Below are 26,507 nucleotides of genomic sequence, written 5' to 3'. Positions count from 1 at the left end.
TTTTGTGCAGGCGGCTCGCGCGGCCTGGTTGGCGTCTGGCGGATGCCTGCCCCTGGCGGCAGCGACGACGCGCAGGACGCCCACCGGCCTACAGGCCGGCCGCCTGCGGGCCTTTAGCAGGCCGTTGAAAAAATGCTCATCGAACGCGCCAGGGTCGTGGATTTCGAAGAAACGGATCGCCCAAACTGGCCTGCGCAGCGATTGGAGCGGCCATTTCGGCCTGTTTGCAGGCCGTTTTGCCCGTTCCGGGCGCACGTATCCCATGGTTCACGCATGATGCGCGTCCCACCAGCCGCCCAGACTGCCCATGCGCACCAGGTTGTAGGTGGCAAAGCACAGCAGCGCCTGGCCCGCGAGCTTGGCCTGACCGATCAATTTGGTCTTGGCCAGACCACCCACTGTCTTGATCCAGCCAAAGGCCTCCTCGATGCGCTTGCGCACTTTGAGGCTGGTCTTGTAGCCCTCGTGGCGCCGGATGCGGCCATCGACCGCCGAGTGCTTGTCCTTGGCCGCCACGTGTGGCGTGACTTTGAGCTTTCGGCAGCCCTTGATGAAGGCCTGGCTGTCGTAACCTTTGTCGGCCCCGACCGTGGCCCGCTTGTTCTTGTTTCCCCGGCGTTTGAGCATCGCCAGCGCCGCCTCGCGCTCGGCGGTGCCACTGGCATGTGTGATCTCCACATCCACGATCAGCCCGTTGCGGTTCTCCATGAGGATGTGCCCCATGTGGCACAGGCGAGATTTGTCGCCCGCGCTCTTCTTGAACAGCCGGGCATCGGCATCGGTGGTGCTGGCGTGGGTGTCGTTGCAGCGCTCCTGCCCTTTGAAGTTCACCTCGGGGTTGCGTCCGGGTGGCGTGCCGCTGTCGTCGTCTTTGCGTTTGAAACTCTTGTGCGAGGCCCAGGCCTCAATCAGCGTGCCGTCCACGCTGAAGTGTTCGTCGCTGGCAAGCCGGCCCCACTGGGCGCTGAGCTTGACGCGCTCGAAGAAGGCGCGCGCCAGGTCTTCGTTGAAGAGGCGTTCGCGGTTGGCGCTGAAGGTGGAGTGGTCCCAGACCTTGTCTTCAATGTTCAGGCCCACGAACCAGCGGTACAGCAGGTTGTAGTTGACCGCCTCGACCAGCTGGCGTTCGCTGCGGATGGAGAACAGGATTTGCAGCAGCAAGGCCTTGAGCAGCATCTCCGGCGGCACCGAGGGGCGGCCACGGCGGGCGTACACCGCTTCGAACTCGCTGTTCATGCTCGACAGCAGCGCATCCACCACGGCGCGCAACTTGCGCAGCGGGTGTGCCGCTGGCACTCTTTCTTCAAGGCTGATGTAGCTAAACATCGCCCCCTGGAAGTCTTGGTTGCCTCTCATCTTTCTTGTCGCAGTTGTTCCGGGATGGCTTCAGATCGTAGCGGCCGACGCGGACGCTCGCAGGGGATTTTTCAACGGCCTGTTAGAGCGGCTAACAAAACGGTGGGAGATGGCGAATGCAGATAACGCAGCAGGCCAGCGAGAGCAACGCGACATGAATGTCGATGCGGCGCTCGAAACGAGTACGCAGCTTGCCGAAGGCGGCCAGCCAGGCGTGCGTGCGCTCGACCACCCAGCGATGACGCCCGAGCCGGTCGTTGCGTTCGATGCCGCGCCGGGCAATACGCGCGGTGATCCCCAGCTTGCGCAGGTGAAAGCGGCAGCGAGCATAGTCATAGCCCTTGTCGACATGCAGTTTGTGCGGCCAGCGCCTGGGCCGACCGCGACAGCCACGTACCGCTGGCAACGCGTCGACCAGTTGCTCGAAAACCACCGAGTCATGCCGGTTGGCGCCCGTGACGCAGAAGATCAGTGGGATGCCTTGGCGGTCCGTGATGATGTGGCGCTTGCTTGCGAGTTTGCCCCTGTCCGTGGGGTTGGGGCCGGTGTAGTGGCCCCCCGGGGGCTGGCCACACTGGCCGCGTCCATGCTCGCACGGCTGAAGTCCAGTTTGCCGGCGCCGCGCAATTCACCGAGCAACAACAGATGCAGGCGATGCCACACGCCCGCAGCCTGCCAATCACGCAGACGCCGCCAACAGGTCATGCCACTGCCAAAGCCCAGTTCCTGGGGCAACTCCTCCCAGGGAATGCCGGTGCGCAGCACGAACAGAATGCCGTTCAGGGCCATCTCGTCGCTCACTCGTGGGCGACCGCCTTTGGCCGAGGCAACGACTACCGGCAACAGCGGGGCAACCTTCTTGAACAGCGCGGCGCTGATTTCTCTATTCCTGTTTCGACCCATGCCTCATCAAACACCAATCAAGCGCTCGATGATGACATGGTTTTGTTAGTAGCTCTTAGCGTGGAGCGCCTGTTCTCACGACAAGGAGCCCACGATGACCTCGACGCCGCCGTCCGTCCCCGAAGCCGACGAAGCCCAGCTTGCCGAACAGGCCAACACCGAGGCCGAAGTGCGCCTGGCCGAGCTCGATGACGAGGAAGACCCGCGGCCTGGCCAGCCGCCGCTCAAGGAAGGGGTCCACATCCTCGACCCCGGCCGGCCCTGAAGGGCCGGCCCCCAGGCGCCTCACTGTCCGGGCAAGCGCGCTCCTCCCTCCGCGGCTTCAACGGGCGGGCGGCGCGGGCCGCCCGGACAGAGGTGCCCACGATGGCGACGTTGGGAGATTGCCTCGTGAGGCCATCCGCGTGCTGCTGACGCCCTTGCTCGGGCCCTGGTGCGCGTCATCGTTGCCGCATTGGCCGGCCCCCCTGATTCGCACAGTAGAATGCGCGCCGCTGCGGGTGTAGTTCAATGGTAGAACGGCAGCTTCCCAAGCTTCATACGAGGGTTCGATTCCCTTCACCCGCTCCACTGCATCATTCTGCGGACTTCCGCAGAAGTCCAAGAGAGTCTGCAAGTCGTTGCCACACAAGGACTTTTCCTCTCTTTGACGTTCTGCCGCGGTCCACTGCGATCCGCCTACAGCCGGGGCTTTTGAGTCCACAAACAAGTCCATTTTTGCGGGCGCGGCTGATTCCGGATTGTTGATGGAGGGGCGAGGTCGACGTGACCAGCATCTGGTTCCTGACTCATGTTCAGGAGCAAGAGCATGGCACTCTCAGACCTGGCCGTTCGGCAGGCCAAGGCAACTGGCAAGGCATACACCCTCCCTGACCTGGATGGCCTCTCTCTGGCCGTCACGGCTGCAGGGGGCAGAACTTGGCACTTCCGCTACTACTGGGCGGGCAAGCAGAAGCGGATGTCGCTCGGCACCTACCCGGAGGTGACGCTTCGCGAGGCCCGCAGCCTGCGCGACGAAGCGCGCGCCCTGCTGGCCAAAGGCACCAATCCTCGCGTTCACCGCAAGCAGAAGCGGACCGCTGTCCGACTCGCCGACGAAAACACCTTCGAGGCGGTGTATCGCAAGTGGCTCAAGCATCGCGGGCTCAGCCTCAAGGAAGGCCGGCAGACGACTCTCTCGATACTTCCGCGCATCTTCGACAAGGATGTGCTGCCCGCCTTGGGCAAGCGGTCGGTCTATGAGATCAAGCGTCCCGACCTCTTGGAGGTGATCGCCAAGATCGAGAAGCGCAAGGCGCTCTCCGTTGCCGAGAAAGTCAGGACGTGGTTCAACCAACTGTTCCGCTACGCGTTGGTGATCGTGCCGGGCCTGGAGCAGAACCCGGCCTCCGATCTCGATGTGGTGGCGCTGCCACTGCCACCCGTCAACCACAACCCGTTCCTGCGTATGGCCGAGCTGCCAAGGCTGTTGCAGAGGCTGCGCAGCTATCGCGGCCGGCGGCAGACCCAGCTCGGGCTGCGGCTACTGCTGCTGACCGGCGTGCGAACCGGAGAGCTGCGACAGGCGATGCCGGATCAATTCGATCTGGACCGTGGACTGTGGATCATCCCGCCCGACGTCGTGAAGCAACTCCAGGTGGATATGCGCAAGAAGCGGCAGCAGCCGAAGGACATCCCGCCCTACATCGTGCCGCTGTCGATTCAGGCCATGGAGATCGTCCGGCACCTGCTCGATGAGTTCAAGCCGGCCCAGCGCTACCTGTTCCGGCACGACAGCGACTTGAAGAAGCGCATCAGCGAGAACACGCTCAATGGTGCCCTCAAGCGCATGGGCTATCAGGAACGCCTGACGGGGCACGGCATCCGCGGCACGATGTCCACTGCGCTCAACGAGATCGGCTACCCGAAGGTCTGGGTGGATGCACAGCTCTCGCATGTCGATCCCAACAAGGTCAGCGCGACCTACAACCATGCCGAGTACGTGGAGCAGCGTCGCCGCATGATGCAGGACTGGGCCGATCGGCTCGACCTCTTCGAGCAGAACCAGGTCGAGGCGGCCAGTATGCCGCTCACCGTGCATCTGGAAGGCGTACCCGCGTTCCCGAATGAGCAAACCGCAAGCGCACCTTCCACGCCGGTTGCCGCTTCGCCAATCCTGCTGGTGACGAAGCCGGGTGACGCCATGCCGTTGGTTTCTGCCGCCACACATCGGCTGCCGGCGGTTCCGCCCCCTCGATCGGCCGCGCCGCTGGTGCCCTCGGACATTCAGCGCGAGAGGATGGAGCTGTTCGATGTCTTCGAAGCGCCGCACAACCTTCCCGTCGCGGCGTTTGCCAAGATGGCGGGCAAGTCCCGCAGGTGGATCAGCTACGAGATCAAGGCGGGCAACTTGCTGGCGTTGAACGTGGGCAACCGCGGCCAGCGCGTGCCGGATTGGCATCTCGACCCACTCAAACACGAGCTGATCCAGTCCGTCCTCAAGCTGACCAGGGGTGCGGATCCTTGGCAGATCTACCATGCACTGCTGCAACCGCGCTCGATGCTGCGGGGGCATTCGGCACTGGAGGGCGTGACGGCCAGCAATCTCGACAAGCTCGTCATGGCAGTGAGCGCAGCCGTGAAGGAAAGCGAATGGACCCCGCTGCGAGTCGGAGTCGCCTAGGGCCTGTTAACACTACGTGCTAACATACTGCGCATGGAACTTACGCCTGCGCAATTCGCGCGTATCGAGGATTGCCTGCCGCGGCAGCGGGGCAATGTGTCGCTGGACAACCTTCAAGTGCTCAACGCGATCCTGTTCGTGGCCGAAAATGGCTGCAAGTGGCGGGCCCTGCCCAAGCGGTTCGGCAACTGGCACACGATTCACACGCGGATGAACCGGTGGGCCAAGGCCGGGGTCCTGGATCGGGTCTTCGAGCGCATGCAGGCCGAACAGCTGGTCCGGGTGCGGCTGGAGGCGGTCAGCCTGGACAGTACGATCGTCAAGGTCCACCCGGACGGCACCGGCGCACGAAAAAAAACGGCCCGCAGGCCATCGGCCGCTCCCGCGGAGGCTGGACCACCAAAATTCATATGGCTGCCGCGGATTCCCGCTGCGCGTTAGCCTTCTCGCTTTCGCCGGGCCAGGCGGGCGATGCCCCAGCCGGTCGCGCCCTGCTGCATGCCCTGCCACCCCTGCCCGCGCGCTGCCATCTGGTCATGGATCGCGCCTACGAGGGCAATGAAACCCGGCAGCTCGCGCTGGATCTGGGCCTGGATCCGGTCGTGCCCCCGCATCCGCTGCGGGCCCAGCCATGGGCGTACAACACCGAGATCTACAAGCGCCGCAACGAAATCGAGCGCCTGTTCCGCCGTCTGAAAGGGTTCCGCCGCATCTTCAGCCGCTTCGACAAGCTCGACGTCATGTTCGCGGCCTTCATCCACTTCGCACTGATCGTCGAATCGTTGCGATAGTGTTAACAGGCCCTAGTGCAGGCGCACTACCCGGACTTCATCGCGCGTCTTGAGGCCGAAGACCGCCCGCTGCCCGAGTATGTGCGCGAGGAGTTCGAGACCTACCTGCGCTGCGGCGTGCTCGAGCACGGCTTCCTGCGCGTGGTCTGCGAGCACTGTCGTGCCGAGAGGCTGGTGGCGTATTCCTGCAAGAAGCGCGGGCTGTGCCCGAGCTGCGGCGCACGGCGCATGGCCGAGTCGGCGCGGCATCTGGTGGACGAGGTGTTCGGCCCGCGGCCGGTGCGGCAATGGGTGCTGAGTTTCCCGTACCCGTTGCGCTTCCTGTTCGCCAGCAAGCCTGAGGCGATCGGCCCGGTGCTGGGCATCGTGCATCGTGTGATCGCCGGTTGGCTTGCCGATCAGGCCGGCGTGCCGCGGGATACGGCGCAATGCGGTGCGGTGACCCTGATCCAGCGCTTCGGCAGCGCGCTGAATCTCAACATCCACTTCCACATGCTGTGGCTCGACGGCGTGTACGACGCGAACGTCGAGCCCCCGCGGCGCAAACCGCGCCTGCGCCGCGCCCCCACCTCTGCGCAACTGACGCAGCTCGCCAACACCATCGCGCATCGCGTGTGCCGGCACCTGTCGCGCCGCGGCTGGCTCGAAGGCGAAGACGAATCCGTGTTCCTGTCCGACAGCGCGGGTAGCGACGACGGCATGGATGGGCTGCGGATGAGTTCGATGACCTACCGCATCGCCACCGGTCGCGACGCTGGCCGCAAGGTCGTCACGCTGCAAACATTGCCCGGTGACGCAGGCTCGCTGGAGGGCGACGCCGGCAAGGTCGGCGGCTTCTCGCTGCATGCCGGCGTGGCCGCGGAAGCACACGAAAGCCACAAGCTCGAAAAGCTGTGCCGCTACATCACGCGCCCGGCGATCAGCGAGCAGCGGCTATCGATCTCGCCACAGGGCAGGGTGCGTTACCAGCTCAAGACGCCATGGCGCAATGGCACCACCCATGTCGAATGGGATGCGGTCGACTTCATCGCGAAACTGGCCGCACTGGTCCCGCCACCTCGCGCCCACCTGACCCGTTTCCACGGTGTGTTTGCCCCGAATGCAAACCTGCGCGCGCAGCTGACGCCCTCGGGGCGCGGCAAGCGGCCTGCGGGCGATGCGGCGCCAGTGGACGTCAGCGCCCACGACGAGCCGCGCAGCCCCGAGCAGAAGCGCCGTGCGATGAGCTGGGCGCAACGGCTCAAGCGGGTCTTTTCCATCGACATCACCACCTGCGCCCACTGCGGCGGCGCGGTACGGATCGTCGCCAGCATCGAAGAACCCACCGCCATCCGCGCCATCCTCGCCCACTTCGAGAAGCACGGCGCGCTGGAGCAAGCGCACTACCGGCCCGCAGCGCGCGCCCCGCCGCCCGCCGCGTGATGAGGCGCCGGCCACACAGCCGGCAGCCAAGCCAGAGTCCGATCCGATGCGGCCACGACCCCGCAGGGCTGCGCTCGGCCCTGTGCCGGGATTCGGTGAGAAATGGCTACGCACTGAGCCGCTGCGTGGCCCCGCGATGTCGAAAACCCACGCATGAACCCCCGATCTGTGCCCGATCTGTGCCCAAAGCGGCGCTTGCGCGGCCGCTTCCTACCTGCCAGACTCGCAAAAAAGGGCGGTTGAACTTCCTATACCCGCAACCACCCTGCCGAGCGCCAGCGCCTGGGCCCGGGCGTGCATGGCATGTCCAACGGCGCGCTGGACGCACCTTGGCCGAAGACCCGACGACTGATGGCCGCGCTTGAAGCCTGGTTCGAGGCCGGCGATGAGGACCTGACCCCGCTCTGGGCCGCCCTGGCGGACGAACATCGCCCCGCCGACAGCGACCTGCCCGACACCGGCATCGGATTGGAACGCGAGCGCTGGCTGAGCCCGGCCTTCATCCGCGGCGACGACTATGGCACCCGCGCCAGCACGGTGCTGCTGATCGATGCCGAAGGGCACGGGCAGATCCACGAGCGTCGCTTCGGCCCTCAGGGCGCAGCCAACGGACAGAGCCACGTCATTTTCTGACCCGGTCACGCTGGCCGCTGGCCGGAACCTCTTTTCAGCAGGGTAGTGCCGGCCACTGGCCGGCAACCTCCGGATTTTCAGGCAGGCCACGCAGCTGCCGGCCAGCGGCCGGCACTACCGCACGCATGTCGTCATTGACGTGGCGGTCGTCGTCAGCGCAGCGCCTGATACGTCATTCAGCTTCCAGCCGCGACCGCGATCCGCCCTCGCCAGAGGGCTTTCAGCATCGCAGCCACCCGACTGTGCCCTTTTCGCAATCGGCCCTGTGCCTATATAATGTCGGCCCTGACCTCCCAGGGTGGTCAGGCCCGGCACTTCGCCGCGCGATCGATCGCAACCACAAGGAGGCCCCATGCGCCGCATCCTCATCCTGCTCGCCACCCACCTGCTCACCCTCGGCCTGGGCTTCGGCCTGGGCGTCTATCTCCTGCCGATCCTGATCGCCCCCGATGACCCGCCGGTTGCGCAGGTGCAGGCGGCCATGAAAGACGCCCCCTACCGCACCACCTTTCGCCGCGACCTCAAGGGCAGTGATGCGGTGCATTGGGCGGAAGGCAACGTCAGCGTCAGCCCGCGCCAGGTCGCGTTCGACGGCAAGATGGGTCCGGGTCCGGATTACAAGGTGTACCTGGTCCGTGACTTCGTCGACAACAAGGCCGATTTCCTGAAGATCAAGGCACAGGCCCAGCGCATCGGCGAGGTGAAGACCTTCAACCGTTTCCTGGTGGACGTGCCTGAAAGCGTCAACGTGGACGATTACACCACCGTAGTGGTGTGGTGCGAACGGTTCGAGCAGTTCATTTCCGCCGGGCAGTACCGCACGCCGGGTTGAACAACATCCCAAGCATCTGGGCGAAGAGCAGCCGAGCATGGCTTGTATGTTCCTCCCGGCTCCTACGCGGTATGTAGGAGCCAGGGTGGAGGGACCGTCAACATGATATCTGCGGATAGCAGCCGACAGACGAGCCGAGCGATCCCCATCCCGCACCTTAACGTCGATAAAGGATCTAGCGGCCTTTGAGGACCGCCGATGTAGGCAAGCCAACGTGGTGCGGTACCACCCCAGCCCCTCAACAATAGCTGGGAGTTGCGCAGATGTCAGATCATTTGGCCGTCGGCATCGATCCTAAGGTCAAAAACCCGCAGAGCATGCACTGGGAGCGGGCCATGGCTATCTTTGACCTGCTCTTTTAGCGTGCCGGACAAGACCTCGATTCGGGTTGCGCGTGGCAGGTCCAGCACTGCGTCAGCGGGAGGCCTGGCCGCAGCAGATTCGGCAACCATGAATCACTGCTGCGCCGCCTGCAATCGCTCGCGCAGCGGCTGCATCTACAGACGCTTCCTCAACAGCCTGAAGGCGGCGAAAAAGTCTCTCAGTGATGAAATGCTGCATGGACCTGCGCCTTGCTGCCACAGTCGAATCGGGAACTCTCATCCCCGTTTTGCGGGTTGTCCGCCGGTTTCTGGCCAGCTTCAGGATTCATTGTCATGCGCCGCAGTTGTTGTGCTTTGTTGCTGAATGCGACGCGGTGCAACAATTCTAGACCTGACCCTCTGCGCCGCAGTCGAATCGGGAACTCTCATCCCCGTTTTGCGGGTTGTCCGCCGGTTTCTGGCCAGCTTCAGGATCGATTGTCATGCGCCGCAGTTGTTGTACCCGGAGGATCACCCTGATGCCGTCAGCGGGGCACTCTGCTGAGGGCTGCTGGCGCGAGAGCGGGGGTTTTTAGAGGTGCCCTCAGGTAGGTGATTTGCTACGCTGCGCCGCGCCGATGTCTTACCCATGCGCGGGAGAAATGCCGATGGGCGGCGATGAGGCCGCGCGGAACACTGTGCAGCCGTCGATGCGCAGGATCGTTCCGTGCTGTGCCTCACCGCACCGGAGGGACGCGCCGCGCCGCGTGTCGCCCGTGCCGCAAACACCGCGCTGGCGGCCGCGCCGAGCTACGCACGCCATGTTCCCGAGCGCACGCTGCTGTACGCGCTAGTGCAGGCGCACTACCCGGACTTCATCGCGCGTCTTGAGGCCGAAGACCGCCCGCTGCCCGAGTATGTGCGCGAGGAGTTCGAGACCTACCTGCGCTGCGGCGTGCTCGAGCACGGCTTCCTGCGCGTGGTCTGCGAGCACTGTCGTGCCGAGAGGCTGGTGGCGTATTCCTGCAAGAAGCGCGGGCTGTGCCCCAGCTGCGGCGCGCGGCGCATGGCCGAGTCGGCGCGGCATCTGGTGGACGAGGTGTTCGGCCCGCGGCCGGTGCGGCAATGGGTGCTGAGTTTCCCCTACCCGTTGCGCTTCCTGTTCGCCAGCAAGCCGGAGGCCATCGACCCGGTGCTGGTGATCGTGCAGCGCGTCATCGCCGGCTGGTTAGCCGATCAAGTCGGCGTCGACCACGCCAGCGCGCAATGCGGTGCGGTGACCCTGATCCAGCGCTTCGGCAGCGCGCTGAACCTGAATGTTCACTTCCACATGCTGTGGCTCGACGGCGTGTACGACGCGAACGTCGAGCCCCCGCGGCGCAAGCCGCGCCTGCGCCGCGCCCCCACCTCTGCGCAACTGACGCAGCTCGCCAACACCATCGCGCATCGCGTGTGCCGGCACCTGTCGCGCCGCGGCTGGCTCGAAGGCGAAGACGAATCCGTGTTCCTGTCCGACAGCGCGGGTAGCGACGACGGCATGGATGGGCTGCGGATGAGTTCGATGACCTACCGCATCGCCACCGGTCGCGACGCTGGCCGCAAGGTCGTCACGCTGCAAACATTGCCCGGTGACGCAGGCTCGCTGGAGGGCGATGTCGGCAAGGTCGGCGGCTTCTCGCTGCATGCCGGCGTGGCCGCGGAAGCACACGAGAGCCACAAGCTCGAAAAGCTGTGCCGCTACATCACGCGCCCGGCGATCAGCGAGCAGCGGCTATCGATCTCGCCACAGGGCAGGGTGCGTTACCAGCTCAAGACGCCATGGCGCAATGGCACCACGCATGTCGAATGGGATGCGGTGGACTTCATCGCCAAGCTGGCGGCACTGGTCCCGCCACCTCGCGCGCATCTCACCCGCTTCCACGGCGTATTCGCCCCGAATGCAAACCTGCGTGCGCAGCTGACGCCCTCGGGGCGCGGCAAGCGGCCTGCGGGCGATGCGGCGCCGGTTGACGCAAGCGCCCACGACGAGCCGCGCAGCCCCGAGCAGAAGCGCCGTGCGATGAGCTGGGCGCAACGGCTCAAGCGGGTCTTTTCCATCGACATCACCACCTGCGCCCACTGCGGCGGCGCGGTACGGATCGTCGCCAGCATCGAGGAACCCACCGCCATCCGCGCCATCCTCGCCCACTTCGAGAAGCACGGCGCGCTGGAGCAAGCGCACTACCGGCCCGGACCGCGCGCGCCGCCGCCGGCCGCGTGACGAGGTGCCGGCCACACAGCCGGCAGCCAAGCCAGAGTCCGATCCGATGCGGCCACGACCCCGCAGGGCTGCGCTCGGCCCTGTGCCGGGATTCGGTGAGAAATGGCTACGCACTGAGCCGCTGCGTGGCCCCGCGATGTCGAAAACCCACGCATGAACCCCCGATCTGTGCCCGATCTGTGCCCAAAGCGGCGCTTGCGCGGCCGCTTCCTACCTGCCAGACTCGCAAAAAAGGGCGGTTGAACTTCCTATACCCTGAAGGAACTTTGGGCCATGCCAGTTGGGTCGCGGGCGATCGTCAGCATTTGCGCCGACGGCGGTCAAGGCACAGTCGCACTTCTCGAACGCGCGTAACTGGAGAGCTTCAGTTGAAGGACATCCGCTACCACGAGGCCGGCAAGGAGCCGCCCCTTCCCGTCGTCGTGCAGCCAGCGAGCTAGGGCCTGCGAACTGGGTGGGTGCGGTCCAGGCTATGCGGCCGCGAACCATTTTCTATTGATAAGTACGAGAGGATATTCCGAATGAAAAACATGAAAAGCAAGTTGAGCGCGCTGGCTATAGCGGTGTTTTCTACATTGTTTCTATCTACAGCGGCACAGGCAAGTCATCATTTCGAAAGCCGCTTAGCCAAGGAGCATCCGCAGTTCGATTTGACGGATCTGTACGTCTTCGATTCCGAGCGCAAAGGTTTTACGACCTTTGTGATGGACATCAATCCCCAGACAAAAAAGGACGGACAGGCGCAGTTCGGCGAGAATGGCGTCTACAGTCTTCATATCGCCGAAGATCGCGCCAGTTCAGAAAAAGGGATGACAATCACCGTTCACCTGAAAGGCGAAAAGCTTTTCTTTGGTTTGTCGAAAGAAGGTGCCAATCAGCCTGTCGGCGTGAAAGGAGTGGAATTTGGACAAGCGTCCGTTGGGGCCACCCAAACCTTCAGCAATGGAGTCCGCGTCTGGACGGGGCCGGCTCTTGATCCCTTTGTCGGGAATGGGGAAGGCCTAGACAAGTTCCTTGATGGCATTGGGACGGGCAAGCTGGAAATGGCGGCGTTTTCCAAGGGGGGAGACCTCTTCGAGAATCTTTACAGCAGCGTAATCGTGATTGAGGTTCCGAATGCGATGCTTCCCAAGGAAATCTTCGTTTACGCCTCCAGTGCATTCTACAACGTCGATAAATGGGAGCAGGTAAATCGCATCGCGAATCCTTTGATGACCCATCTGTTTTTGGCAAACAACCAGATGGAAGTTGCCGAACATGTCGGTCACCGGCCCGATATCGATCACAAGCAAAAATATGCCGTCGCCGGCTTGGTCTTGCGCGCGATCACGCTGGACCGTGACAGCACCGTGAGGGACAAGGTTGCCTATGCGGACAAGCTTGCGGCCGAACTTTTGCCTGATGTCATTCCGTATAAGCCGGGAACACCGGCCAGCTTCAACTTTAATGGTATCAACGGGCGCAAGCCAACCGATGACGCCATGGATGTGCAGCTGAGCCGGTTCCTTGGCCGGCCGGTCACTGACAACGCCAATAGCTTTACGCGCCAGCGCGCAGCCTTCCCGTATGTCGTCCCAATCAAGAAAGGGGCGAATTGAAGAGTACGGAGCGATCCGGGACCACATATATATGAGCTGGACGAACCTTCGCACCCAGGCTCTTCTTCGTGCCTTCGTAGGGCGAATTGGCATGATCCGCGTGCGCCGACATGGAAGCTCGCGCGTCGTCGTCCAGCTGTGCTCCGCATCGCGTGTGCCGGCACCTGTCGCGCCGCGGCTGGCTCGAAGGCGAAGACGAATCCGTGTTCCTGTCCGACAGCGCGGGTAGCGACGACGGCATGGATGGGCTGCGGATGAGTTCGATGACCTACCGCATCGCCACCGGTCGCGACGCTGGCCGCAAGGTCGTCACGCTGCAAACATTGCCCGGTGACGCAGGCTCGCTGGAGGGCGATGCCGGCAAGGTCGGCGGCTTCTCGCTGCATGCCGGCGTGGCCGCGGAAGCACACGAAAGCCACAAGCTCGAAAAGCTGTGCCGCTACATCACGCGCCCGGCGATCAGCGAGCAGCGTATCCGTCCGGCAAAGTCATCTTGAGCCCGAGCGGGATACCAAGGATGCTCGTGTCCGCGTAACTTCATTGCGGACACATGAACACTTTGGGAATCGAGTTGCCAAGCAGGCGGACACGGCGGCGGCATGCGCCGGAGTTCAGGGAAAGAGTGGTGCAGGCATGCCGTCAGCCTGGCGTGTCGATTGCGGCCGTCGCGCTGGCCAACGGCCTGAACGCGAACATGGTTCGCAAGTGGGTGATTGAAGCCGAGGCGCGCACAGGCACGCCGCCGGTGTCAAAGACAGACATCCCCGCCGCTTGCAGTGACATGCCAGCGGCGCGCGTGCCACTGCACTTCTTGCCCTTGGCCGTGCCCGCACCGCTGGCGTCAGCGCCTGCCGATGAGATCCGTATCGAGCTGCAGCACGGCACCACCGCGATCAAGGTGTCTTGGCCGACAGCGGCTGCTGCCGAGTGTGCAGCCTGGCTGCGAGAGTTGCTTCGATGATCCGCGTGGACGCCTGGTGGCTGGCGGTACAACCGCTGGACATGCGCGTGGGCACCGAGGCCGCACTGGCTCGCGTGGTGCAGGTCTTTGGTCAGGCGCACCCACACCATGCCTACCTGTTCGCCAACCGGCGAGCCAATCGCATGAAGGTGCTGGTGCACGACGGCATCGGGGTGTGGCTGGCAGCACGGCGCCTGAACATCGGCAAATTCGCCTGGGCCAACGATGTGGTCAGCACACTACCGCTATCTCGCACGCAGTTTGACGCGTTGGTGTTGGGCTTGCCGTGGCAACGGCTGGGCGATGCAGGGATCATCCGGGTGATTTGATCGGTCACTGGCAATTGCCGGATGTACCGATGCGTGCAACGCTGGAGCGCGGCACGATAGCCACCCATGATCAGCGCACAGCAACTGCACGCCCTGGATCCGCAGACGCGGCAGGTGATGCTGTCGCTGCTCGAGCAGATCCGCGCCAAGGATGCCCTGATCGCGCAGCGCGAGCAAGAAGCTGCGTTCAAGCAGGCCCTGATCGACAAGCTCACGCACGAGATGGCGGTTCTCAAGCGGCTGAAGTTCGCGGCGACCAGCGAGCGTTTTGCCAGCACCCTGGCACCCGAGCAGAAGAGCCTGCTGGAGGAGACGCTGGAGACTGATCTGGCCGAACTCGACCGGGAGCTCGATCACGAGCGTGGCCAGGGCAAGGACAAGGCCGAGAAGAAGGCACCCAAGCGTGCCCCGCTGCCGCCAAACCTGCCGCGCCGGGATGTAGCGCACGAGCCGGCCGACACCCGCTGCGGCTGTGGCCAACCCATGCAGCGCATCGGCCAGGACGTGGCCGAGAAGCTGGACTACCAACCGGGCGTGTTTACTGTGGAGCGCCATGTGCGCGGCAAGTGGGCATGCCGCTGCTGCCAGAAGTTGGTGCAGGCGCCAGTCCCGCCGCACGTCATCGACAAGGGGATCCCGACGGCTGGTTTGCTGGCACACCTGCTGGTGGCCAAGTTCATGGACCACCTTCCGCTGTACCGGCAGGAACATATCTTCGAGCGCGCCGGCCACTTGATCGCACGCTCGACCCTGGCGCAGTGGGTGGGCGAGTGCGGCGCACAACTGCAGCCACTGGTGCAGGCGCTGGCCGACGAACTGCGCCGCCATGTGGTGCTGCACGCCGACGAGACGCCGGTGGCGATGCTCAAGCCCAAGCACCTGAGCGACGGCAAGACACACAGGGCCTACATCTGGTCGTACTGCACGACCAGCGCCAACCCGACGAAGGCCGTGGTGTTCGAGTTCTGCGAGACGCGCAGCGGCGAGAACGTGCGCGAGTTTCTCAAGCTGGACACGCCCCGCGCGTGGCAGGGCACGTTGGTAACCGATGGCTTCAGCGGCTACACCGCCACCACGACCAAGGGCGTGACCTCGGCGCAGTGCATGGCGCACGCCAGGCGAAAGTTCAACGATCTGTGGGCCAACCACGGTAGCGAGGTGGGCCGCAAGGCACTGCTTTATCACCAGAGCCTGTTCAGGATCGAGCGCGAGATCGAGGAACTGCCCAGCGATGAGCGACGACGGATACGCCAGCGCAAGTCACGGCGGGTACTGGCTGTCTTCCATCGTTGGCTGCTGGCTCAACGGCAACTGGTGCCGCCTGGATCGGCGACGATGAAGGCCATCGACTACAGCCTCAAGCGCTGGAGAGAGCTCACCCGTTTCGTCGATGACGCTGACGTACCGATCTCCAACAACTGGGTGGAGAACCACATCAGGCCGATTGCCCTCGGACGAGCGAACTGGCTGTTCGCCGGTAGCCTGCGTGCAGGCAAACGGGCTGCGGCCATCATGAGTCTGCTGCACTCAGCACGCATCAATGGGCACGAGCCTTACGCGTACCTCAAGGACGTGCTTGAGCGCTTGCCAACCCATCCGGCCAGCCGTATCGAAGAACTGCTACCGCATCGTTGGTCGCCGGCCATCTGAGGGGCGACGACGGCATCGTGCAGGCGGTCAAGATGACTTTGCCGGACGGATACACCTGTTCGCCAACCGGCGAGCCAATCGCATGAAGGTGCTGGTGCACGACGGCATCGGGGTGTGGCTGGCAGCACGGCGCCTGAACATCGGCAAATTCGCCTGGGCCAACGATGTGGTCAGCACACTACCGCTATCTCGCACGCAGTTTGACGCGTTGGTGTTGGGCTTGCCGTGGCAACGGCTGGGCGATGCAGGGATCATCCGGGTGATTTGATCGGTCACTGGCAATTGCCGGATGTACCGATGCGTGCAACGCTGGAGCGCGGCACGATAGCCACCCATGATCAGCGCACAGCAACTGCACGCCCTGGATCCGCAGACGCGGCAGGTGATGCTGTCGCTGCTCGAGCAGATCCGCGCCAAGGATGCCCTGATCGCGCAGCGCGAGCAAGAAGCTGCGTTCAAGCAGGCCCTGATCGACAAGCTCACGCACGAGATGGCGGTTCTCAAGCGGCTGAAGTTCGCGGCGACCAGCGAGCGTTTTGCCAGCACCCTGGCACCCGAGCAGAAGAGCCTGCTGGAGGAGACGCTGGAGACTGATCTGGCCGAACTCGACCGGGAGCTCGATCACGAGCGTGGCCAGGGCAAGGACAAGGCCGAGAAGAAGGCACCCAAGCGTGCCCCGCTGCCGCCAAACCTGCCGCGCCGGGATGTAGCGCACGAGCCGGCCGACACCCGCTGCGGCTGTGGCCAACCCATGCAGCGCATCGGCCAGGACGTGGCCGAGAAGCTGGACTACCAACCGGGCGTGTTTACTGTGGAGCGCCATGTGCGCGGCAAGTGGGCATGCCGCTGCTGCCAGAAGTTGGTGCAGGCGCCAGTCCCGCCGCACGTCATCGACAAGGGGATCCCGACGGCTGGTTTGCTGGCACACCTGCTGGTGGCCAAGTTCATGGACCACCTTCCGCTGTACCGGCAGGAACATATCTTCGAGCGCGCCGGCCACTTGATCGCACGCTCGACCCTGGCGCAGTGGGTGGGCGAGTGCGGCGCACAACTGCAGCCACTGGTGCAGGCGCTGGCCGACGAACTGCGCCGCCATGTGGTGCTGCACGCCGACGAGACGCCGGTGGCGATGCTCAAGCCCAAGCACCTGAGCGACGGCAAGACACACAGGGCCTACATCTGGTCGTACTGCACGACCAGCGCCAACCCGACGAAGGCCGTGGTGTTCGAGTTCTGCGAGACGCGCAGCGGCGAGAACGTGCGCGAGTTTCTCAAGCTGGACACGCCCCGCGCGTGGCAGGGCACGTTGGTAACCGATGGCTTCAGCGGCTACACCGCCACCACGACCAAGGGCGTGACCTCGGCGCAGTGCATGGCGCACGCCAGGCGAAAGTTCAACGATCTGTGGGCCAACCACGGTAGCGAGGTGGGCCGCAAGGCACTGCTCTATCACCAGAGCCTGTTCAGGATCGAGCGCGAGATCGAGGAACTGCCCAGCGATGAGCGACGACGGATACGCCAGCGCAAGTCACGGCGGGTACTGGCTGTCTTCCATCGTTGGCTGCTGGCTCAACGGCAACTGGTGCCGCCTGGATCGGCGACGATGAAGGCCATCGACTACAGCCTCAAGCGCTGGAGAGAGCTCACCCGTTTCGTCGATGACGCTGACGTACCGATCTCCAACAACTGGGTGGAGAACCACATCAGGCCGATTGCCCTCGGACGAGCGAACTGGCTGTTCGCCGGTAGCCTGCGTGCAGGCAAACGGGCTGCGGCCATCATGAGTCTGCTGCACTCAGCACGCATCAATGGGCACGAGCCTTACGCGTACCTCAAGGACGTGCTTGAGCGCTTGCCAACCCATCCGGCCAGCCGTATCGAAGAACTGCTACCGCATCGTTGGTCGCCGGCCATCTGAGGGGCGACGACGGCATCGTGCAGGCGGTCAAGATGACTTTGCCGGACGGATACCGAGCAGCGGCTGTCGATCTCACCGCAGGGTAGGGTGCGTTACCAGCTCAAGACGCCGTGGCGCAATGGCACCACGCATGTCGAATGGGATGCGGTGGACTTCATCGCCAAGCTGGCGGCACTGGTCCCGCCACCTCGCGCGCATCTCACCCGCTTCCACGGCGTATTCGCCCCGAATGCAAACCTGCGCGCGCAGCTGACGCCCTCGGGGCGCGGCAGGCGGCCTGCGGGCGATGCGGCGCCGGTTGACGCAAGCGCCCACGACGAGCCGCGCAGCCCCGAGCAGAAGCGCCGTGCGATGAGCTGGGCGCAACGGCTCAAGCGGGTCTTTTCCATCGACATCACCACCTGCGCCCACTGCGGCGGCGCGGTACGGATCGTCGCCAGCATCGAGGAACCCACCGCCATCCGCGCCATCCTCGCCCACTTCGAGAAGCACGGCGCGCTGGAGCAAGCGCACTACCGGCCCGCAGCGCGCGCCCCGCCGCCCGCCGCGTGATGAGGCGCCGGCCACACAGCCGGCAGCCAAGCCAGAGTCCGATCCGATGCGGCCACGACCCCGCAGGGCTGCGCTCGGCCCTGTGCCGGGATTCGGTGAGAAATGGCTACGCACTGAGCCGCTGCGTGGCCCCGCGATGTCGAAAACCCACGCATGAACCCCCGATCTGTGCCCGATCTGTGCCCAAAGCGGCGCTTGCGCGGCCGCTTCCTACCCGCCAGACTCGCCAAAAGGCGGTTGAACTTCCTATACCCCAGCTCCATGGCGATGCGCGCCCATTCGCCCCGATGGTGGATGGTGTCCAGCCAATCCAGGATGCACGCCAGGGTGCCGTCGAGACCCGCGTCGCCGCAAGTCGCCAGCATCTGCTCCAGGCTGGCGGCCTTCTGTTCGAGGTTGCGCTCCATCACCTCCAGCAGCAGCTCCTCGCGATCGGCGAAGTTGGAGTAGAAGGCCCCCTGCGTATAGCCGGCACGCGTGCAGACGGCGCGCAGCGACAGCGCCGGGATCGAGTGCTCCACGATCAGCGCCTCGGCGGCATCCAGCAGCGCCGCGCGCGTGCGGGCCTGCGATTCACTGCGGCTGAGCGGACGTGCGTGGCGTTGGGCTTGGCTCACGGCCGGCTCCGGCGCGACGGGGCGGCAGTATGCCACCGCCTTGCACAGGACGCCGTCAGCGTGCGGTGACCGTTCCCGACGGAGCACGCACGGGCGGCGGACATGGCGTCAATCATCGTAGAAGCCACCCCCCGCACCGGCGCCCAGGCGACCCTTGTCGATGTAGTTCACCTTGAGATATTCGGCCCAGCCCTGCGTTGCGGGATTTGCGCTTGCGATGTTGTACGCCGTGCGCAGGCCGACAATGTCGTAGATCTGGAACGGCCCCAGCTTGGCGCCGGTCCCGATTCGCCAGGTCTTGTCGATGTCCTCCGGACTCGCCACACCTTTCAACAACAAGGCGGCGGCCGCGTTGAGCAACGGCACCAGCAGCGAATTCAGCACGTAACCCGGCTGCTCCTTGTGCAGTCGGATCGGTTCCATGCCGATTTCCGCAGCGAAGCGCGCCACCTGCTCGAACACCTCAGGATCGGTCTGCGGCGTACCCATCACTTCCGCTGTGTTCTGGCGCCAGATGTGATTGGCGAAATGCAACGCCAGGAACTTCTCCGGTCGGCCCGTCGCATCCGCGAATGCACTGGGCAGCAGCGTGGAGGAGTTGGTGGCGAAGATGGTGCCTTCGCGCGCCAGCCTGGCGAGTTCGGCATAGACTGAGCGCTTGAGTTCCATCTTCTCCGGCACCGCTTCAATTACCAGGTCCGCGTCGCGCACGGCCTGCGCAAGGTCGCTGCTCAGTGCGATGGCCGCCGCGACCCTGGTGGTCGCCTCGGGCGTCGTCCCCGGCAGGTCGGCGGCATATGTCTGAGCCAATCGCGTCAGGGCGTCGCGGGCACGCTCCAGCGCTGCTGCGTCAATGTCGTACGCCGTGACGCTCTTGCCGTGAAAGGCGCACTGGAAGGCGATCTGCGCGCCGAGCACGCCAGTGCCCAGCACGGTCACCCGCTGCAGGCCGGAGGGCGAGGCGACGGTCTTTGTGGTGTCCTGTGTCATGTTCATGCGTCCTCCCCGGCCAGCAGGCCGGCGTCGTGGAGCAATGCACCGATCTCGGTGCGGTCGAGCCTGGCCAACACGCGGTCGCGCAGGAACGACGGGCCCGGCAACGCCAATTCTTCGCCATCGCGCAGCTGGTGCAGTGCATCCAGCAGGGTGCGGATGTCGTAGGTGGAATTGAACACTTCCGGCACGCCGCGTTCAATGCCCAACAGCGTGTAGACCGCTTCCATCGGCGTGCGCACCGAGTACTCGGTGGTGAAGATACAATCGCGTTGCTTCGACTCCGCGAACTGGCCGATGAATGCGAAGTTCACAGCGCCCGCTGGCACCACGTCAGGGCGATCACCGGCTTGACGCGGCATGAAGAAGGCGGTGATGTACGGCATCATCACCGGCACGGTGTTGGCTCCCGTGGCTGCAAGCTCCGCGATGTCCTCAACCGGCACACCCATGTGATACAGCCATTCCTGGGTGATTTCCTCGCCGGTGCAGTCCTGCATCGGCTTCTTGACGTAATCCCCCGGCACGTCCGCGAACAGGCCATAGAACCAGATCACGACCTGGTCCTTGGGCTGCTTCTTGAAGTGCGGCTGGCGGTTCACCGTCCAGCTCAGCAGCCAGCTGGAATCCTTGGCGGTGACAATCCCGCCGGTCACCACCTTGCCGCTGAACGGGTCGCGCTTGGCGATCTTCTCGATGTACTTCGGGATGCGCGCGTCCAGCGTGGTGATGGTGGCGGATTCCCATTTGGTCTCCGGAATGTGCGTGCCGAACACGTCGGGCCGCCCGAACGACGGATCCTTGGCCGCGATGCGCCGCCACAGATCCCAAGCCGGTGCCGGGCCTTCGTCCAGCAGCGCCGCGGTCTTGTGGTCGCCCTCGTTGCTGTTTTCCACCAGCGAGCCGATGGTCATGAACAACAGGTCATCGGGGCCGAGTGCCATGCCACCGGGCTGGCCGTCGCGGTTCCAGTGGATGCGCGTGGCCTGCTTGCGTCCGTTGGTGGCATCGATGTCGAAATCGACATCTGTCACCTCGGTGCAGTACTGGAACACCACGCCCTGGTCCTTCAACCACTTCACCAATGGCAGCACCAGCGATTCGTACTGGTTGAAGCGGGTGAACTTCAACGCGGAAAGATCCGCCAGACCGCCGATGTGGTGGATGAAGCGGTGCAGATAGAGCTTCATTTCCAGCGCCGAATGCCACTCTTCGAACGCGAACATGGTGCGCCAGTACATCCAGAAGTTGCTGGCGAGGAAGTCCTCACCGAACACCTCGTTGATGCGCTTGTTCTCCATCTCCTCGCGCGTGGCCATGAAGACCTTGAGCATGTCCTTCTGCGCGGCCTTGCTGAGCGTGAACTTGCCCATGTCGGGCGCAGGCTTGCCCTGTTCGATGGTGGCGCGCTGCAGGGAGAAATTGGGGTCGTCCTTGTTCAGCCAGTAGAACTCGTCGAGCACGCTGGCCCCCTCGACTTCCAGCGACGGAATGCTGCGGAACAGATCCCACAGGCATTCGAAATGGTTCTCCATCTCGCGGCCGCCGCGGATCACGAAGCCCTTGTCCGGCTTCTCAAGTCCATCCAGTGCGCCGCCCGGCACGTCGATGCGTTCCAGGATGGTGATGCGCTCGCCCGGCATCTGGCCATCGCGGATCAGGAAGGCGGCGCCGGCCAGCGAGGCCAGGCCGGAGCCGACGAACCATGCGGATTTGCCGTCGACCCCGTCTGGCTTGCGCGGGCGGGCGAAGGCTTCGTAATTGCCACTGCTGTAATACATGTACGGACTCCAGTCGGGGAAGTTCAAGGTCATCGATCTAGCGAAAGGTCACTCCCACGGCAATGTATATCATCTGATATTTGAATTCGATTTGAGATCTATATGGCTGTCCGGACGGCTTTTCGCGGCCCGCAAATGATCTGGGCACCCGAAGGTGCCCAGAGGTAAGCGCGTTTGATGGCGGGGACGATGCCGGTATTGTTACTGCCGACCCCGCCCGCGCAGGCTACGACTGTTCGCCCCTGCTGTCCGCGTCGACGCTCGTAATTGATTCGGCATCGGCGTCGTCCAGCGAGACATCCAGCCGCTCGATCGCCTGCAGCTTCTCGCCGGCCTGCACGCGCATCAGGGTCACGCCCTGCGTGTTGCGGCCGACCTGGGCGATGTGCGCCGCCGGCGTGCGTACCAGCGTGCCGCCATCGGAGATCAGCAGCACATCGTGGTGGTCGGAGAGCGCAGCACTGGCGGGGTGCTGGCGCTGAGGAACAGGTAGCTGCCGGACGCCGGGTGGGCGGCGAACCGCAGCCGCTGGTCCCGGCAAGGTTGATCGCGGCGCGGCCGGCGGCATCGAAGTGGGAGGAGCTGGCGCAGCCGCTCGAAAATTGCGGGACGACGGCAACACCGGCGGCGCTGGCGGGACTGGCGTAGCGCGCCGTCAGGCCGGCGATTTCGGGCGCCAGATTGCGGCTCACCCGGGTGTTGTGCGCGAACCAGCCGCCCAGGAAATGGGCGAAATTGCTGCTGTTGCTGCCGAGGTACGCGCCGCTGGCGCCGCTGCCACCGGACTAGGGCCTGTTAACACTATCGCAACGATTCGACGATCAGTGCGAAGTGGATGAAGGCCGCGAACATGACGTCGAGCTTGTCGAAGCGGCTGAAGATGCGGCGGAACCCTTTCAGACGGCGGAACAGGCGCTCGATTTCGTTGCGGCGCTTGTAGATCTCGGTGTTGTACGCCCATGGCTGGGCCCGCAGCGGATGCGGGGGCACGACCGGATCCAGGCCCAGATCCAGCGCGAGCTGCCGGGTTTCATTGCCCTCGTAGGCGCGATCCATGACCAGATGGCAGCGCGCGGGCAGGGGTGGCAGGGCATGCAGCAGGGCGCGACCGGCTGGGGCATCGCCCGCCTGGCCCGGCGAAAGCGAGAAGGCTAACGCGCAGCGGGAATCCGCGGCAGCCATATGAATTTTGGTGGTCCAGCCTCCGCGGGAGCGGCCGATGGCCTGCGGGCCGTTTTTTTTCGTGCGCCGGTGCCGTCCGGGTGGACCTTGACGATCGTACTGTCCAGGCTGACCGCCTCCAGCCGCACCCGGACCAGCTGTTCGGCCTGCATGCGCTCGAAGACCCGATCCAGGACCCCGGCCTTGGCCCACCGGTTCATCCGCGTGTAGATCGTGTGCCAGTTGCCGAACCGCTTGGGCAGGGCCCGCCACTTGCAGCCATTTTCGGCCACGAACAGGATCGCGTTGAGCACTTGAAGGTTGTCCAGCGACACATTGCCCCGCTGCCGCGGCAGGCAATCCTCGATACGCGCGAATTGCGCAGGCGTAAGTTCCATGCGCAGTATGTTAGCACGTAGTGTTAACAGACCCTAGCAGCAGGAATGCGGGATCGTGGCGAAACCCCGATCCCCGCGCCTCTGTCAGGACACCAAGCGCGCGCGGCGGGCGAATCTTGCCTGGGTGTCCGACAAGGTAGCGTTGCGGCGGAGCAGGTAAGCCATCACGATCATTGGTGCGCCGGCCAGCGGCCGCATGGCGATGCCTCGGCGTAGGTAGCTCGCCAGTCTCGCGGCAGGCGCAATGGCGATCCCGTACCCGGCGGCAACCAGCGTTATCGCCACATCGAATGTCTCCACCGTTTGCTCCCGCTCCTGCAGCGCGTTCTCGAACACGCGCTGCACGGTCATGCGCCATGGTTCATCGGCCGTGGACTGCGAGCAGATCAAGGGCTGCTTGAGCACTTCCTCGCACGGCACTTCACGGTAGGCCAGCAGGTGGGAGCGCTTGGCCACGGCGACCGCCAGCGTGTCATGCCACAGCGGCTCGCATACCCAGCCAGGCCACTGCCGGGCAACCGCAGACAAGGCGAAATCGAAGCCGTCGCCCGGCAGCTCCGCGCCTCGAACGGGATCTGTCCATCCGGCCAGGACGGCATGAGTCTCCGGCTCTTCGGCACGCTGCAGGGCGAGCACGTCGGCGAGCTGGGGAGGCACCCATTCGCCGAGGACGGCCATGCGAATTTCGGCGGTGATGTCACTCGATTCCACGTCCAGCTCCCCCCAGGCGGTGAACTCGTGGCAACTGATCTCGAAGCCGTTGAATGAGTTAAGTTTAACGTGGTTTAAATCGTGACCGTGTTCGACGCTCTTGGCAATGCCAAAGCGTTCGATCCAAAGGGGCCGCCCCACCGGCACCACTACCTACGAAGCGGAACCAGCCATCGCGTTTGGGGCTGCCGTGCGGGAAGAGAGAACCAACCAGGGTATCGCTCAGGAAACGCTGGCTCACATGGCCGGCATCGAGCGGTCTCACATGGGCAAGATCGAGCGCGGCGAGCATGTCCCCACGCTCCCCCTCATCCTCAAGATCGCCCGTGCGCTGAAATGCAGTTCCGCCCACTTGATGACTCTGACCGAAGCCAAGCTGGCAGAGTCGGCCCCATCCGCGGATTGAAGCCGGCCTGCGCAGCGGCCGCACGGCTACCCTTGATCGTCGTTGTCCTTGCCCCCAAGGGCTGAATCTTCGCGCTTTGCGGCCTCGTTGAGGAGCCGCAGGTATGGGTTGTCTGGCGGCGTCTCCCGGAACAGCGCCTCCGGGCTGGCGAGCAGATAGCCGTGCAGCCGGCGCGACTTGCGCGGCCCCGTGACTTCGCAGGTCCAGATGTTCAGCCCGCTCGGCTGCTTGCGGTGCTGTCCCAGCTTCTCGAAGCGCTTCTGTACCCACTGCCACCCCTCCAGCTTCTCCTGCTTGGCCAGCGCGGCGACTTGAAGGTACTCCTGCGCGTAGCGCTGGAACACGCCGGGGCTGACGAGATAGGTCGTACCGGCGACGGTATGCACCAGGGCCTTGGCGTCGTTGATGATGAGCTTGCGCGTCTGGATGCTCTGACTCAGCCAGGCCATGAAGTGCGCCCCGGAGGGCTCCGCGCGATCCTGGGAAGGCGCGAGGCTCATCTGCGGCGGGGGCACGGTCGAAGGGGCCGGCTCGGCCTCGGCGATCTCCGGCGCTGTGGATGGAGCAGTGTCGCCCAGCAGGTCGAGCAGCGCGGCCACGCCGATGTCCGTGGCTGCGGATGCGATCGGCGCCGTGCTCGCGGGTGCAGCTTCGGTGCCTTCCACGCGCGGCCCATCGGCCACCGCCGGCGCCAGCGGCGGCGGCTCCGCCTGTTCCTCTTCGACCTGCACACGGCCTGCGAACGGCGCCGGCCGGTCGACGGCATCCCAGATCATCGCCGGCGAGAGTTTCAGGAAGGTAAAGGCGTGCGACCAGCCGGCGTCGCTGGTGACGGCAGCCTTCCAGATCGCCTTGCCATCCGGCGTCGGTTGCACGATGCCGTGATCCTGCAGCACGTTGAACACCGCCGTGTTGCTCGCCGGGATGCCGTCGATGCCCTGCGACAGCAGATGTGCGCGCAGCTTGTCGGAGACGGTCTTGCTCACCAGCCACAGGGCGTCTTGGGTCAGCCAACCGTCCGCCGGGCCGGCCTGGTTCAACTTGAATTCTTCCTTGAGCAGGTAGCGCAAGCCGTCGAGCAATTTGCGTTGCAGCGCATGCTTGGGCGCCGCCAGCGCCTTGCTGGGATCGCAGCCGAGTTCTTGGGCGACCGATGCCTGGTCGGCCTGCACGACCAGCTCGCCGAGCGTGCCGGCGTGCTCGTACTGGCCGGCCAGCACGTACAGCAGCGCGGCCCAGAGGTCGGGATAGCCGCTGAGCCAGTCGAAGATGTCCCGATCGAGAAGGCGCGCGTAGAGCAGCCCGGTGGCGGCGCTATGCAGGCGGTACTCGCGCTCCTTTCGGTAACGGAAGCGGTAGGGCTTTCGCAGCGGGCCGTGCCAGGGATGCCAGACGCTGCCGTCGGCATGCTCGACGTGCAGATCGACGGCAATCTTGCCGATGTCGTGCAGCAGGGCCGCGTAGGCCGTGCCTGCAGTCCAGGCCTCGGCCTGGGCTGCCTGTGCCTCTGGCGTGACGCCCGCAGGCAGCAGGTATGACTGCCGCAGCTTCAGCGCATAGGCGACGATCTCCAGGCCGTGGTCCAGCATGCCGCCCGGATAGGCATGGTGGTGGTTCTCGGAGGCCGGGAACTGCTGGACCAGCTCGGCGTAGCGCTCCAGTGGGGCGAGGTAGAGCGTGGCGAACTGCCGGCGCGAGAGCGATGTGCGCTGCCAGATGTGTTCCAGCAGTTTCTGCCGGCGCGGCGTGGCCAGCAGCGATGCGGCCGACTCCGGCCGCATCGACCCTTTCGGAGTTTCGATGGCGGAGGTGGGCGGCGTGCCGGCGGTGGGTGGCACCCTTTTGCGCTGGAACAGCGAGAGCATGGCGAACCCCGGATGACGGGCTGCTCGGGGGCGCCTTTTGGCCTTTTCAGGATAGGGCCTTTCCCCTTGGCGCCCTTCCTTTGCCCCTTCCCAGCCCTTTGGCCTTTGTCGGAAGCTTTTGGGTATAGGGCCGCTGCTGCGCGGGTGCCACGATGAATGCGGCATGGGGCAATCCCGGCAAGCCGGAAGCTGCGGGATGTTCGTCAGCTCTGGCCCAAGCCGGTGTCGAGGGCGGCGGATTGCGCTGCGAAGTCGTCGGGACGGCGCTTGCGGAAGGTTTCGAGATTGGCGAGCTTCCAGCGCAGTGCCGGCAGTTGCGCGGCGTGCTGGCATTGCACCAGCGACCAGTCCGGTTCTGCGCGCGCCAGCCCGCTCAGAAACTGCTTGTGCGCGGTGCTTGTATCTT

Annotated in this window: 23 protein-coding genes, 1 tRNA gene and 3 pseudogenes; 17 read left to right on the top strand and 10 right to left on the bottom strand. The window is 64.7% G+C overall.

Annotated features, from left to right (window positions below):
- Positions 1-267: 267 nt before the first annotated feature.
- Together LG388_RS12395 and LG388_RS12390 are read right to left on the bottom strand one after the other, a co-directional pair.
- The gene (locus LG388_RS12395) at positions 268-1,356 is read right to left on the bottom strand and encodes an IS5-like element ISCte5 family transposase (RefSeq protein ID WP_225781276.1); all 1,089 of its coding nucleotides are present in this window, start codon (positions 1,354-1,356) and stop codon (positions 268-270) included.
- A gap of 91 nt (positions 1,357-1,447) precedes the next feature.
- Positions 1,448-2,259 (bottom strand): IS5 family transposase gene (locus LG388_RS12390; RefSeq protein ID WP_225783043.1). Its coding sequence is split into 2 segments (ribosomal slippage): positions 1,448-1,923 and positions 1,923-2,259, totalling 813 coding nucleotides; the frame shifts between segments, so codons are not numbered across the junction.
- Positions 2,260-2,353: 94 nt separating this feature from the next.
- Between LG388_RS12390 and LG388_RS12385 the strand changes: the two genes are divergently transcribed.
- The 16 genes and pseudogenes from LG388_RS12385 to LG388_RS12310 all read left to right on the top strand — a co-directional run bounded on the left by LG388_RS12385 (position 2,354) and on the right by LG388_RS12310 (position 18,169).
- On the top strand, positions 2,354-2,524 hold the full coding sequence (locus LG388_RS12385) for a hypothetical protein (protein ID WP_225783042.1): 171 nt from the start codon (positions 2,354-2,356) through the stop codon (positions 2,522-2,524).
- Positions 2,525-2,755: 231 nt separating this feature from the next.
- Positions 2,756-2,829, top strand: a tRNA-Gly gene (locus LG388_RS12380).
- 238 nt (positions 2,830-3,067) lie between these two features.
- Complete coding sequence (locus LG388_RS12375; RefSeq protein WP_225783041.1) at positions 3,068-4,921, top strand: integrase arm-type DNA-binding domain-containing protein; 1,854 nt, start codon at positions 3,068-3,070, stop codon at positions 4,919-4,921.
- 33 nt (positions 4,922-4,954) lie between these two features.
- A pseudogene (locus tag LG388_RS12370) lies at positions 4,955-5,712 on the top strand (IS5 family transposase).
- A 12-nt stretch (positions 5,713-5,724) separates the two neighbouring features.
- Positions 5,725-7,134, top strand: a pseudogene (locus LG388_RS12365) (transposase); the annotation flags it as partial.
- A 303-nt stretch (positions 7,135-7,437) separates the two neighbouring features.
- Positions 7,438-7,767 carry an NRDE family protein gene (locus LG388_RS12360; protein WP_255632169.1) on the top strand — a complete coding sequence of 110 codons (330 nt, stop codon included), beginning with the start codon at positions 7,438-7,440 and terminating at the stop codon, positions 7,765-7,767.
- 352 nt (positions 7,768-8,119) lie between these two features.
- Positions 8,120-8,599, top strand: a complete 480-nt coding sequence (locus LG388_RS12355; RefSeq protein ID WP_047290306.1) for a DM13 domain-containing protein — start codon at positions 8,120-8,122, stop codon at positions 8,597-8,599.
- A 1,032-nt stretch (positions 8,600-9,631) separates the two neighbouring features.
- A complete protein-coding gene (locus LG388_RS12350) occupies positions 9,632-11,161 on the top strand; it encodes a transposase (protein ID WP_370630176.1) in 1,530 nt (509 codons plus the stop codon).
- A gap of 521 nt (positions 11,162-11,682) precedes the next feature.
- Entirely contained in the window at positions 11,683-12,759 is a 1,077-nt protein-coding gene (locus LG388_RS12345; RefSeq protein WP_180872670.1) for a DUF4331 family protein, read from the top strand.
- A 110-nt stretch (positions 12,760-12,869) separates the two neighbouring features.
- The gene (locus LG388_RS12340) at positions 12,870-13,256 is read left to right on the top strand and encodes a transposase (RefSeq protein WP_225783038.1); all 387 of its coding nucleotides are present in this window, start codon (positions 12,870-12,872) and stop codon (positions 13,254-13,256) included.
- Between the two features lie 53 nt (positions 13,257-13,309).
- Complete coding sequence (locus LG388_RS12335) at positions 13,310-13,720, top strand: transposase (RefSeq protein WP_225782472.1); 411 nt, start codon at positions 13,310-13,312, stop codon at positions 13,718-13,720.
- Entirely contained in the window at positions 13,717-14,049 is a 333-nt protein-coding gene (tnpB, locus tag LG388_RS12330; RefSeq protein ID WP_225782471.1) for an IS66 family insertion sequence element accessory protein TnpB, read from the top strand. The genes LG388_RS12335 and tnpB (LG388_RS12330) overlap by 4 nt, the downstream gene beginning before the upstream one ends.
- A 66-nt stretch (positions 14,050-14,115) precedes the next feature.
- Entirely contained in the window at positions 14,116-15,699 is a 1,584-nt protein-coding gene (locus LG388_RS12325; RefSeq protein WP_370630124.1) for an IS66 family transposase, read from the top strand.
- Positions 15,590-15,967 carry an IS66 family insertion sequence element accessory protein TnpB gene (tnpB, locus tag LG388_RS12320; RefSeq protein ID WP_225782470.1) on the top strand — a complete coding sequence of 126 codons (378 nt, stop codon included), beginning with the start codon at positions 15,590-15,592 and terminating at the stop codon, positions 15,965-15,967. Before LG388_RS12325 ends, tnpB (LG388_RS12320) begins: the two co-directional genes overlap by 110 nt.
- Positions 15,968-16,033: 66 nt before the next feature.
- A complete protein-coding gene (locus tag LG388_RS12315) occupies positions 16,034-17,617 on the top strand; it encodes an IS66 family transposase (RefSeq protein ID WP_370630124.1) in 1,584 nt (527 codons plus the stop codon).
- Between the two features lie 87 nt (positions 17,618-17,704).
- Positions 17,705-18,169, top strand: coding sequence for a transposase (locus LG388_RS12310; RefSeq protein ID WP_370630154.1), 465 nt, complete (start codon positions 17,705-17,707; stop codon positions 18,167-18,169).
- On the opposite strand, the gene LG388_RS12305 is transcribed toward LG388_RS12310, so the two are convergent.
- The 6 genes from LG388_RS12305 to LG388_RS12280 all read right to left on the bottom strand — a co-directional run bounded on the left by LG388_RS12305 (position 18,130) and on the right by LG388_RS12280 (position 23,830).
- The gene (locus LG388_RS12305) at positions 18,130-18,786 is read right to left on the bottom strand and encodes a TetR/AcrR family transcriptional regulator (protein WP_225783037.1); all 657 of its coding nucleotides are present in this window, start codon (positions 18,784-18,786) and stop codon (positions 18,130-18,132) included. The genes LG388_RS12310 and LG388_RS12305 overlap by 40 nt on opposite strands.
- Positions 18,787-18,894: 108 nt before the next feature.
- Positions 18,895-19,782, bottom strand: coding sequence for a 3-hydroxyacyl-CoA dehydrogenase (locus LG388_RS12300; RefSeq protein WP_077566249.1), 888 nt, complete (start codon positions 19,780-19,782; stop codon positions 18,895-18,897).
- Positions 19,779-21,593 carry an oleate hydratase gene (locus tag LG388_RS12295; protein WP_225783036.1) on the bottom strand — a complete coding sequence of 605 codons (1,815 nt, stop codon included), beginning with the start codon at positions 21,591-21,593 and terminating at the stop codon, positions 19,779-19,781. The genes LG388_RS12300 and LG388_RS12295 overlap by 4 nt, the downstream gene beginning before the upstream one ends.
- 193 nt (positions 21,594-21,786) lie before the next feature.
- Positions 21,787-21,996: a DNA gyrase C-terminal beta-propeller domain-containing protein gene (locus LG388_RS26680; protein WP_003296358.1), complete on the bottom strand. Its 210-nt coding sequence runs from the start codon at positions 21,994-21,996 to the stop codon at positions 21,787-21,789.
- A 365-nt stretch (positions 21,997-22,361) separates the two neighbouring features.
- Positions 22,362-23,119 (bottom strand): IS5 family transposase gene (locus LG388_RS12285; RefSeq protein ID WP_096144997.1). Its coding sequence is split into 2 segments (ribosomal slippage): positions 22,362-22,804 and positions 22,804-23,119, totalling 759 coding nucleotides; the frame shifts between segments, so codons are not numbered across the junction.
- Positions 23,120-23,203: 84 nt separating this feature from the next.
- Positions 23,204-23,830 (bottom strand): substrate-binding domain-containing protein, encoded by a 627-nt coding sequence (locus LG388_RS12280; RefSeq protein WP_225783034.1) that lies wholly within the window; start codon positions 23,828-23,830, stop codon positions 23,204-23,206.
- Positions 23,831-23,936: 106 nt separating this feature from the next.
- Between LG388_RS12280 and LG388_RS12275 the strand changes: the two genes are divergently transcribed.
- Positions 23,937-24,236, top strand: coding sequence for a helix-turn-helix domain-containing protein (locus LG388_RS12275; protein ID WP_003282197.1), 300 nt, complete (start codon positions 23,937-23,939; stop codon positions 24,234-24,236).
- A gap of 26 nt (positions 24,237-24,262) precedes the next feature.
- Here LG388_RS12275 and mobH read toward each other — a convergent pair whose 3' ends face one another.
- Positions 24,263-26,101 carry a MobH family relaxase gene (gene mobH / locus LG388_RS12270; RefSeq protein WP_225783033.1) on the bottom strand — a complete coding sequence of 613 codons (1,839 nt, stop codon included), beginning with the start codon at positions 26,099-26,101 and terminating at the stop codon, positions 24,263-24,265.
- A gap of 203 nt (positions 26,102-26,304) precedes the next feature.
- Positions 26,305-26,499: pseudogene (locus LG388_RS12265) on the bottom strand (nucleotidyl transferase AbiEii/AbiGii toxin family protein); the annotation flags it as partial.
- Positions 26,500-26,507: the final 8 nt, after the last annotated feature.

Source organism: Xenophilus sp. Marseille-Q4582, from assembly GCF_916700565.1.
Taxonomy (GTDB): domain Bacteria; phylum Pseudomonadota; class Gammaproteobacteria; order Burkholderiales; family Burkholderiaceae_C; genus Xenophilus.
The sequence above is the reverse complement of the archived record's forward strand: the minus strand, read 5'-3'. Positions and strand labels throughout refer to the sequence as shown.

Excerpts from the sequence above, each read along its gene's own strand:
- LG388_RS12395 (WP_225781276.1), bottom strand. The coding sequence starts at position 1,356 with ATGAGAGGCAACCAAGACTTCCAGGGGGCGATGTTTAGCTACATCAGC.
- LG388_RS12385 (WP_225783042.1), top strand. The coding sequence starts at position 2,354 with ATGACCTCGACGCCGCCGTCCGTCCCCGAAGCCGACGAAGCCCAGCTT.
- LG388_RS12375 (WP_225783041.1), top strand. The coding sequence starts at position 3,068 with ATGGCACTCTCAGACCTGGCCGTTCGGCAGGCCAAGGCAACTGGCAAG.
- LG388_RS12360 (WP_255632169.1), top strand. The coding sequence starts at position 7,438 with ATGTCCAACGGCGCGCTGGACGCACCTTGGCCGAAGACCCGACGACTG.
- LG388_RS12355 (WP_047290306.1), top strand. The coding sequence starts at position 8,120 with ATGCGCCGCATCCTCATCCTGCTCGCCACCCACCTGCTCACCCTCGGC.
- LG388_RS12345 (WP_180872670.1), top strand. The coding sequence starts at position 11,683 with ATGAAAAACATGAAAAGCAAGTTGAGCGCGCTGGCTATAGCGGTGTTT.
- LG388_RS12340 (WP_225783038.1), top strand. The coding sequence starts at position 12,870 with ATGGAAGCTCGCGCGTCGTCGTCCAGCTGTGCTCCGCATCGCGTGTGC.
- LG388_RS12335 (WP_225782472.1), top strand. The coding sequence starts at position 13,310 with ATGAACACTTTGGGAATCGAGTTGCCAAGCAGGCGGACACGGCGGCGG.
- tnpB (WP_225782471.1), top strand. The coding sequence starts at position 13,717 with ATGATCCGCGTGGACGCCTGGTGGCTGGCGGTACAACCGCTGGACATG.
- LG388_RS12325 (WP_370630124.1), top strand. The coding sequence starts at position 14,116 with ATGATCAGCGCACAGCAACTGCACGCCCTGGATCCGCAGACGCGGCAG.
- tnpB (WP_225782470.1), top strand. The coding sequence starts at position 15,590 with ATGGGCACGAGCCTTACGCGTACCTCAAGGACGTGCTTGAGCGCTTGC.
- LG388_RS12315 (WP_370630124.1), top strand. The coding sequence starts at position 16,034 with ATGATCAGCGCACAGCAACTGCACGCCCTGGATCCGCAGACGCGGCAG.
- LG388_RS12300 (WP_077566249.1), bottom strand. The coding sequence starts at position 19,782 with ATGAACATGACACAGGACACCACAAAGACCGTCGCCTCGCCCTCCGGC.
- LG388_RS12295 (WP_225783036.1), bottom strand. The coding sequence starts at position 21,593 with ATGACCTTGAACTTCCCCGACTGGAGTCCGTACATGTATTACAGCAGT.
- LG388_RS12275 (WP_003282197.1), top strand. The coding sequence starts at position 23,937 with ATGCCAAAGCGTTCGATCCAAAGGGGCCGCCCCACCGGCACCACTACC.
- mobH (WP_225783033.1), bottom strand. The coding sequence starts at position 26,101 with ATGCTCTCGCTGTTCCAGCGCAAAAGGGTGCCACCCACCGCCGGCACG.